This is a genomic window from uncultured Ruminococcus sp. (assembly GCF_937915125.1).
In the GTDB taxonomy this organism is placed as follows: Bacteria; Bacillota; Clostridia; order Oscillospirales; family Ruminococcaceae; genus Ruminococcus_C.
In genome coordinates this window covers 18760-27068 of sequence record NZ_CALDMP010000026.1, presented here as the reverse complement: position 1 = coordinate 27068, position 8309 = coordinate 18760, and the positions used below count along the sequence as shown (strand labels likewise).

Below are 8309 nucleotides of genomic sequence, written 5' to 3'. Positions count from 1 at the left end.
TCGAGGCGGGGCGAACAAGACCGCCCCGCCTTGTGAAACCATTTCAGTAAGTTAAGCCTTGCAAATGTCCCGGTGGGACATTTGCAACGAAACCGAATAAAGAGAACAAAGGGAGACAATCCCGGATTTCAGGCGAAAGGACAGGTGTATTTATGGGCTTATTTGGTAAGAGAAATAAAGAGAAAAACGTACCGTTCTGGAAACGGGGCACGGGAAAGCCGGCTGAGGAACCGTTGGTACAGCCGGATGCTGCGGAACAGGATGAGGCGGAGGAAATCGCATCGGCGGCACTGGAAGCACTTGCCGTCAAGGAACAGGACGAGGTGGAAAGGGCACGTCAGGCTGCGGAAGAAGCTGTCCAGGAATCGGGACAGCGAAAAGAGGCAATTGCATTGGCACGTCAGGCGGCGCTTGAGGCTGCCGGAATCGTGACAAAGGAAGAAACCGACCATGCGCCGGAATCCGATATGTCGGAGGAAACGCCGGAAGAAACGGAAACGGCTCCCGAAGTACCGGAAACAGAACCGGAGGAAACAGAAACACCGGAGATCACAGAAGCGCCTGCGGCTGAACCGGAGGAAGAAGTACCGGCAGAAGAACCGGAGGAAATTCCGGAGACGGCAGTACCGGAGCAGCCGGAGAAAAAGGGCTTCTTTGCGAAGATACGGGATGGTCTGCGCAAGACAAAGGATGCCATGATGTCCCGTATGCAGCAGGTGCTGGGGAACTTCACGAAAATTGACGACGACCTGTTCGACGAACTGGAAGAGACTATGATCATGAGCGATCTGGGACCGGAAACTTCTGTGGAGATCTGCGAAACATTGCGCAAGCGTGTCAAGGAACGCGGCGTTACAGATCCCAAGGAGATTATGGGCATGATTCAGGAGATCATTACGGAAATGCTGGGCGAGGATCAAGCGCTGGAATATCCCACAAAGCCCACGATCATCATGGTTATCGGTGTCAACGGCGCAGGCAAGACCACTACTATCGGCAAGTTGTGCCATCAGTTGAAATCCGAAGGCAAAAAGGTTATTGTTGCAGCGGCGGATACATTCCGTGCAGCGGCGATTGATCAGCTGGAGGTCTGGACGCAGCGTGCCGGCGTAGATATTGTCAAACACGCTGAAGGCTCTGACCCGGCATCGGTGGTATATGATGCCATTGATGCGGCAAAGGCACGGGACTGCGATGTGCTCATCTGCGATACTGCTGGCCGTCTGCATAACAAGAAAAATCTTATGCAGGAACTGGCGAAGATCAATCGTATCATTGAGACAAGAGCCGAGGGATGCCACCGGGAGATTCTGCTGGTGCTGGATGCCACCACAGGACAGAATGCAGTCAATCAGGCACGGCTGTTCCAGGAAGTTGCCGATATCACAGGTATTGTCCTGACAAAGCTGGACGGCACTGCAAAGGGCGGCATTATTGTTTCTATCCGCAATGAACTGGGTATTCCGGTGAAGCTGGTGGGTGTCGGCGAAAAAATAGACGATCTTCAGCCGTTTCGTGGTGCAGATTTCGTACAGGCACTTTTTGAACCTACAGAGGAGGCATAAAGATGCAGAAAATTGTCATTGCTTCAAACAATGCCGGAAAGCTCCGGGAAATTTGTGCTATTCTGGCACCCTTCGGATTGGAGGCGGTTTCTCAGAAAGAAGCTGGATTTACTGCCGAGGTAGAGGAAACCGGTACGACATTTCAGGAAAATGCAGCGCTGAAAGCACGTGCTGTCTATGAAGCTCTGCGCTGTCCCGTGATCGCAGACGATAGCGGTCTTATGGTAGATGCACTGGACGGTGCACCGGGCGTATATTCCCATCGTTTTGCTGGAGAAAATGCCACAGATATCCAGCGGTATGAAAAGCTGTTGGAGCTGCTGGGCAATAAACCCCGGGAACAGCGGACGGCACGGTTTGTGTGCGTGTTGTGCTATGTGGACGAGGACGGAAAGGAACAGTTTTTCACAGGCACTTGCGAGGGCTATATCGGAACGGAACCTCTGGGCGAAAACGGCTTTGGCTATGACCCGGTATTCTGCTGCGGTGAAAAGACCATGGCACAGATGACAGATGCGGAAAAGAATGAGATCAGCCATCGGGGCAATGCTCTGAAACAGCTGAAACAGTATTTTGAAAGTGAGAGTGGATATGCTAACAAGTAAACAGCGTGCGGCACTGCGCGGCATTGCCAGCACATATGAGACAATTTTTCAGGTGGGAAAAGGCGGCATCAGCGATACACTGGTACAGCAGGTAAAGGATGCGCTTCATAAGCGTGAACTGATCAAACTGCATGTGCTGGACAACTGCCCGCTGGATGCCCGGGAAGCGGCAGATGAACTGGCGGAGAAAACAGAATCCGATGTGGTACAGGTCATCGGAAATCGGTTTGTGCTGTTCAAGCGTAATCCCAAAGAACCGGTCGTAAAATTCTGATGCGCCGGATCGGAATCTTCGGCGGCAGTTTCAATCCCATCCATAACGGACATCTGCACCTGATCCGGACGGCAAAAGCATGTCTGGGGCTGGATCAGGTGATCCTGGTGCCGGCACGAGTGTCGCCATTTAAGCAGCATCATACAGAAATGGCATCGGCGGCAGACCGTCTCGCCATGTGCCGGCTGGCGGCAGAGACGGTACCCGGCTGTTCCGTGGACAGCTGTGAGCTGGAACGGGAGGGCGTGAGCTATACCGTGGATACAGTGCGGTATTTCCGGCAGCAGTACCCGGATGCGGAACTGGTACTTCTGGTGGGCAGCGATATGTTCCTGTCCTTCTGCCGCTGGCACCGGTGGCAGGAAATTTTGCAGTATGCCGGGCTGGGTGTGGTCTCCCGTGAGGCAGATGACAGGGATGCACTGGAGGCGCAGCAGCAGTTTTTATTGCAATATGGCAAAATATTTTTGTGTAGTGCGGATGTTTACACCATATCTTCTACAAAAATTCGGGAAAGCTGCAAAAATCAAACAGATTTTTCTTGCTATTTGCCGGAAAAAGTAGTACAATATATAGTATCTCATGAGCTGTATCAACAGGAGTAGAAGGGAGACTGCGTTTGCATGGAAAATATCGAGGAATATCGGCAGTATCTGAAACGGCACCTTTCACCGAAACGCTTTGCACATTCGGTCAATGTCTCTGCGGCAAGCGCAGCCCTGGCAGAACACTTCGGGGGTGTGGATCCGGAAAAGGCACGCTTTGCGGGTCTGGTGCATGATATCTGCAAGGAGGAACCCCAGGATGTTCAGTATACCCTGATGATGCGCTCGTCCATGGATGTGTGTGAAGAGGAACGCAAGGCGTTTAAGGTGTGGCACGGCATTGCCGGGGCGGAAATGCTCCGGGATACCTTCGGTGTGACAGATCCGGATATTCTCTATGCAGTGCGGTATCATACCATTGGAAGAGCTGGTATGTCGGTTCTGGAGCAGATCGTCTATCTGGCAGATATGATCTCCGAGGAACGGGATTATCCCGATGTGGATGTCATGCGGCAGAAAACCTGGGAAAGTCTTGCGAAAGGTATGTGCTACGGGTTGGAGGTTTCTTTGCAGAAGCTGCTCCGGCGGGAGGCACTGATCCCACATCACACTGTGGAAGCGTATAATGAATATGTCACAAAGCTCCAGCAACAGAAAGGATGAATTTACCAGTATGAGAAAGCAAAAACGATCCCAGAATGAATATGGATATTATACGCCGAAACAGAAGAAAAACAGCGTAAAGGATATTGTGGTCATTGTTGCCAGCATTGCTGTCAGTCTTGCGCTGATCCTGGTGATGGTGCTCAATGTGCCTATTATCAACTACGAAAAAATCGAGGGCAATACCATTACGACCCAGCAGGTGTCCATTGTGAAATACTGGAAGCTGTGGCAGCCTCTTGTGGAGCGTGAAGGTACTCTTTCCAAGGTGGATTCCGCAGATGCCTCTGTCTTGAATCTCAAGAGCGACCTGGATTCGGATATGAATGACGGGTTGGATCTGGAGCAGACCATTGAGGGACAATATACTATCCTCTTCCTGGGCATGGACGAAAGCGGCGAACTTTCTGATGTAAACTGGATCTTCCAGTTTGATCTGATCACCGGGACCATGAATATCTTACAGGTACCTCGGGACTCTTACATGCCGGACTATGCGTCCTACTCCACTGCAAAATTCAACAGTATTTATCACAGCGGTCAGGAGACCGGCGTAACACCTATCCAGCGTGTGGTCAATGCCATTGAAGACAATTTTTGCATTTATGTAGACTGCTATGTCAAGCTCAACTGTGATGACATTGCCAATATTGTGGATTCCATCGGCGGTATCCCCATTACATTGCCGGAGAAGATCGTCTATGAGGCGGATAAGATTCTTCCAGAAGGAGAACAGGTGCTGGATGGTCAGCAGTCTGAGTGGTTTGTCCGGTTCCGCCATGGCTATACGGAAGGGGATATCGGTCGTGTGAAAGCACAGCGCATCTTCCTGGCGGCAGCTATGGAAAAAATGCTGAATATGAGCCAGACAGAACTGATGAGCGCCATGCAGAAGATCTACAAAAATCAGTGGATCGCAACGGATCTGTCTTTGGAACAGATCAGCATGGTGGCGGATTTCGCTTCCACACGGCTGACCATGGATTCTGTCAATGTCTTTATGGTGCCGGGTGAGGGGTCAACGTATTATCCAGGAGACGGAAGCAGCCAGTCGGTCTATTCCATCCACAAGTCTGCTACCATTGATCTCCTGAACGGCTATTTCCGCCCGTATCAGAACGAGATCTACCCGGAGGAGAGTGCCATTGTGGAACTTGTTCCCGAGGGCGAATATCAGGCGACGGTCTATGATGACACGCAGGAAAATCTGTCAGATATCCATGAGGGTGACACAGAAGACGGTGCGCAGTAAACCAATTGAACTTATTTCAATTTCACCTATATTCAATACAGAACAGAAAGGAAGTTATTATGACGCAGCAGGAAATGTTAGAAACCATCGTAAAAGCACTGGACAGCAAGCGTGCGGAGGATATCAAGGTGCTTCGTGTCAACGATCTGACCATTCTTGGCGACTATTTTATCATCGCTAATGGTACCAGCACGACCCACACCCGGACGCTGGCAGATGAAGTGGAATATCAGCTTTCCCTGAAGGGAAAGGAACCCACCCACCGGGAAGGTCGGGGCAACGGTTCCAACTGGGTGGTGCTGGATTATTCCGATATCATCGTGCATATTTTTTATAAAGAGACCCGTGATTTCTATCAGCTGGAACGTCTCTGGGCAGACGGCGAGCCGGTGGATATTTCGGCGTGGACGAAGCAGGAGGGCTGCTGAGGGCAGTTCTGTCTCTTTTTGAGAAAGGATGAGAACTATGGCAGAAACCGGGAAGAAATGGGTCTTTGGAATCGGCTTGTATCTGATCGTAAAATCGGTACTGAACCTGATTCTGGGATTCAGTGCGTCAAATCTGATCATGCTGATCGTGTCCGTTGTGGCACTGGTGCTGATGCTGAGCCGTGTACCGTATATTAACTATATTGTAGCAGTGTTCCTGGTAATCATGTTTTTGATGCACGTAGGAGATAATATCAGCAATTTCCGTGGTCAGTGGTTTTATTTGCTGGAAGGTCTGCTGGATTTAGGCGCTGCGGCTGTGCTGGCGTTTGAGAAAAATGTGAAAGCGTTCTTCAGAAAATAATTTTTTGGAGAAACGCATCAGAGGAATCAATTAAAAAAGAGGAATGATATACATGAGCAACAAATACGATTTTGCCGCTGTGGAACCCAAGTGGCAGAAATACTGGGAAGAACACGGTACATTCCGTGCCAGCGAGGATCATACCAAGCCGAAATTCTATGCGCTGGTAGAGTTTCCCTATCCGTCGGGACACGGTATGCACGTAGGACACATCAAGGCATACTCTGGTCTGGAGGTTGTCAGCCGGAAACGCCGGATGCAGGGCTATAATGTCCTGTTCCCCATCGGCTTCGATGCCTATGGTCTGCCCACGGAAAATACTGCCATCAAAACTGGCGTACATCCGAGAATCGTAACGGATAACAACATCAAGAAATTCACCGGTCAGCTGAAGCGAGTGGGCTTTTCCTTCGACTGGTCGCGTGTAATTGATACCACAGATGAGGATTATTACAAGTGGACCCAGTGGATTTTCCTGAAGATGTTCGAAAAGGGACTGGTGTTCCGGGATAAAACTATGGTAAACTACTGCCCCAGCTGTAAGGTCGTTCTCTCCAACGAGGACTCCCAGGGCGGCAAGTGCGATATCTGCCACAGTGATATTGTCCAGAAAACAAAGGAAGTCTGGTATCTGCGCATTACTGAATATGCAGACAAGCTCCTGGAGGGACTGAATGAGGTAGACTATCTGCCCAATGTAAAGCTCCAGCAGGAAAACTGGATCGGCAAATCCACCGGTGCTTTTGTGAATTTCTCTATCAAGGAGCATGACGAGACACTGCGTATTTACACCACCCGTCCGGATACCCTCTACGGCGTGACATTCATGGTTATTGCACCGGAGCATCCCATCATCCAGAAGTATCGTGACAGCATTGCCAATATCGATGCACTGGATGCTTATAAGGCAGAGTGTGCCAAGAAGAGTGAATTCGAGCGTACACAGCTGGTCAAGGACAAAACTGGTGTGAAAATCGAGGGTCTGACTGGTATCAATCCCATTACCGGCAAGGAAATTCCCATTTACATCTCGGACTATGTTATGATGGGTTATGGTACTGGCGCCATTATGGCAGTACCGGCACACGATACCCGTGACTATGATTTTGCCAAGAAGTTCGGCATTGATATCATCGAGGTCATCAAGGGCGGCGATATCTCCAAGGAAGCCTATACCGGTGACGGCGAAATGGTCAACTCCGGTGTGCTCAACGGCATTACCAACAAGAAGGATGCCATTGCAAAAATGCTGGAGATTCTGGAGGAAAAGGGCTGCGGCGAAAAGGGCGTTCAGTACAAGATGAAGGACTGGGCGTTCAACCGTCAGAGATACTGGGGTGAGCCGATTCCCATTGTACACTGCCCGACCTGCGGCATGGTGGCTGTGCCCTATGAGGAACTGCCTCTGCGTCTGCCGCCGGTGGAGAATTTTGAGCCGGGCACGGACGGTGAAAGTCCGCTGGCAAAGATCGACTCCTTTGTAAACTGCAAGTGCCCCAAGTGCGGCGGCGCTGCAAAGCGGGAGACTGACACCATGCCTCAGTGGGCAGGTTCGTCCTGGTACTTCCTGCGCTATTGTGACCCCAACAACAACAAGGAATTCGCCAGCCAGGAAGCGCTGCAATACTGGATGCCTGTGGATTGGTATAACGGCGGAATGGAACACGTGACACGCCACATGATCTATTCCCGTTTCTGGCACAAGTTCTTGTATGATCTGGGACTGGTTCCCACATCCGAGCCTTATGCCAAGAGAACGGCACAGGGTCTGATCCTGGGACCGGACGGGGAAAAGATGTCCAAATCCAGAGGCAATGTAGTTGACCCCAACGATGTTGTGGATGTCTATGGTGCCGATGTACTCCGGCTGTACGTCCTCTTCATGGGTGACTATGAAAAGGCTGCGCCATGGAGTGACAACAGCGTCAAGGGCTGCAAGCGTTTCGTTGACCGTATCTGGGCATTGCAGGACAAGCTGGTGGACAGCGACAGCTACAGCGATGCGCTGAGATCCAATATGCACAAGACCATCAAGAAGGTGTCTGAGGATATCGAAGCCATGAAGTTCAACACTGCCATTGCGGCAATGATGACGCTGCTCAATGACATCTATACAGTCGGTTCCATCACAAAGAAGGAATTCCGGGACTTCCTGGTGCTGCTGTATCCCTTTGCACCCCATATTTCGGAGGAGCTGTATCAGGTGATCGGCTGTGAGGGCATACTCAGCGAACAGGAATGGGTGACCTATGACGAGGCACTGTGCGTGGATGATACCATTGAGATCGTGGTACAGATCAACGGCAAGGTTCGTGCAAAGCTGGAGATTGCCGCAGATGCCGAGAAGGATGCTGTTCTGGCACAGGCAGCCGCAGAACCGAAAATTGCAGAAGCTGTCGAGGGCAAAACGATCATGAAACAAATTTATGTACCAAAGAAACTGGTCAATTTTGTGGTAAAATAACAAAAAGATAAGTTTTTCGAAAAAACTGCTTGACAAATTCTGTGAGACATGCTATAATAGATTACATTGCAAAAAATGTTTGCTGGTGACAGATGGAGCTAGTCCCCGATATCCTGTTTTATGCAGGATTCTGGTGATATAGATTGGAA

General features: G+C 50.4%; 9 protein-coding genes. All 9 read left to right on the top strand.

Features of this window, described 5'->3' with window-relative positions; translation table 11 throughout:
* Positions 1–695 precede the first annotated feature (695 nt).
* From ftsY to leuS, 9 genes are read left to right on the top strand one after another with little or no spacing between them, the layout of a single operon-like run.
* Positions 696–1565 (top strand): signal recognition particle-docking protein FtsY, encoded by an 870-nt coding sequence (gene ftsY, locus Q0418_RS02865; RefSeq protein ID WP_298482058.1) that lies wholly within the window; start codon positions 696–698, stop codon positions 1563–1565.
* 2 nt (positions 1566–1567) lie between these two features.
* A complete protein-coding gene (locus tag Q0418_RS02860) occupies positions 1568–2170 on the top strand; it encodes an XTP/dITP diphosphatase (RefSeq protein ID WP_298482054.1) in 603 nt (200 codons plus the stop codon).
* Positions 2157–2444 carry a YhbY family RNA-binding protein gene (locus Q0418_RS02855; protein WP_295214183.1) on the top strand — a complete coding sequence of 96 codons (288 nt, stop codon included), beginning with the start codon at positions 2157–2159 and terminating at the stop codon, positions 2442–2444. The genes Q0418_RS02860 and Q0418_RS02855 overlap by 14 nt, the downstream gene beginning before the upstream one ends.
* The gene (nadD, locus tag Q0418_RS02850) at positions 2444–3049 is read left to right on the top strand and encodes a nicotinate (nicotinamide) nucleotide adenylyltransferase (RefSeq protein ID WP_298482051.1); all 606 of its coding nucleotides are present in this window, start codon (positions 2444–2446) and stop codon (positions 3047–3049) included. The genes Q0418_RS02855 and nadD overlap by 1 nt, the downstream gene beginning before the upstream one ends.
* Positions 3050–3067: 18 nt before the next feature.
* A complete protein-coding gene (yqeK, locus tag Q0418_RS02845) occupies positions 3068–3652 on the top strand; it encodes a bis(5'-nucleosyl)-tetraphosphatase (symmetrical) YqeK (RefSeq protein ID WP_298482049.1) in 585 nt (194 codons plus the stop codon).
* Positions 3653–3662: 10 nt separating this feature from the next.
* Entirely contained in the window at positions 3663–4904 is a 1242-nt protein-coding gene (locus Q0418_RS02840; protein ID WP_298482048.1) for an LCP family protein, read from the top strand.
* A 59-nt stretch (positions 4905–4963) separates the two neighbouring features.
* Positions 4964–5332, top strand: a complete 369-nt coding sequence (rsfS, locus tag Q0418_RS02835; protein ID WP_298482046.1) for a ribosome silencing factor — start codon at positions 4964–4966, stop codon at positions 5330–5332.
* 37 nt (positions 5333–5369) lie between these two features.
* Positions 5370–5696 (top strand): hypothetical protein, encoded by a 327-nt coding sequence (locus Q0418_RS02830; RefSeq protein ID WP_298482044.1) that lies wholly within the window; start codon positions 5370–5372, stop codon positions 5694–5696.
* A gap of 52 nt (positions 5697–5748) precedes the next feature.
* Positions 5749–8160, top strand: coding sequence for a leucine--tRNA ligase (gene leuS, locus Q0418_RS02825; RefSeq protein ID WP_298482042.1), 2412 nt, complete (start codon positions 5749–5751; stop codon positions 8158–8160).
* Positions 8161–8309: the final 149 nt, after the last annotated feature.

What these genes read in the sequence shown, in the direction of transcription:
- ftsY (WP_298482058.1), top strand. Translation starts at nt 696, where the DNA reads ATGATGTCCCGTATGCAGCAGGTGCTGGGGAACTTCACGAAAATTGAC.
- Q0418_RS02860 (WP_298482054.1), top strand. Translation starts at nt 1,568, where the DNA reads ATGCAGAAAATTGTCATTGCTTCAAACAATGCCGGAAAGCTCCGGGAA.
- Q0418_RS02855 (WP_295214183.1), top strand. Translation starts at nt 2,157, where the DNA reads ATGCTAACAAGTAAACAGCGTGCGGCACTGCGCGGCATTGCCAGCACA.
- nadD (WP_298482051.1), top strand. Translation starts at nt 2,444, where the DNA reads ATGCGCCGGATCGGAATCTTCGGCGGCAGTTTCAATCCCATCCATAAC.
- yqeK (WP_298482049.1), top strand. Translation starts at nt 3,068, where the DNA reads ATGGAAAATATCGAGGAATATCGGCAGTATCTGAAACGGCACCTTTCA.
- Q0418_RS02840 (WP_298482048.1), top strand. Translation starts at nt 3,663, where the DNA reads ATGAGAAAGCAAAAACGATCCCAGAATGAATATGGATATTATACGCCG.
- rsfS (WP_298482046.1), top strand. Translation starts at nt 4,964, where the DNA reads ATGACGCAGCAGGAAATGTTAGAAACCATCGTAAAAGCACTGGACAGC.
- Q0418_RS02830 (WP_298482044.1), top strand. Translation starts at nt 5,370, where the DNA reads ATGGCAGAAACCGGGAAGAAATGGGTCTTTGGAATCGGCTTGTATCTG.
- leuS (WP_298482042.1), top strand. Translation starts at nt 5,749, where the DNA reads ATGAGCAACAAATACGATTTTGCCGCTGTGGAACCCAAGTGGCAGAAA.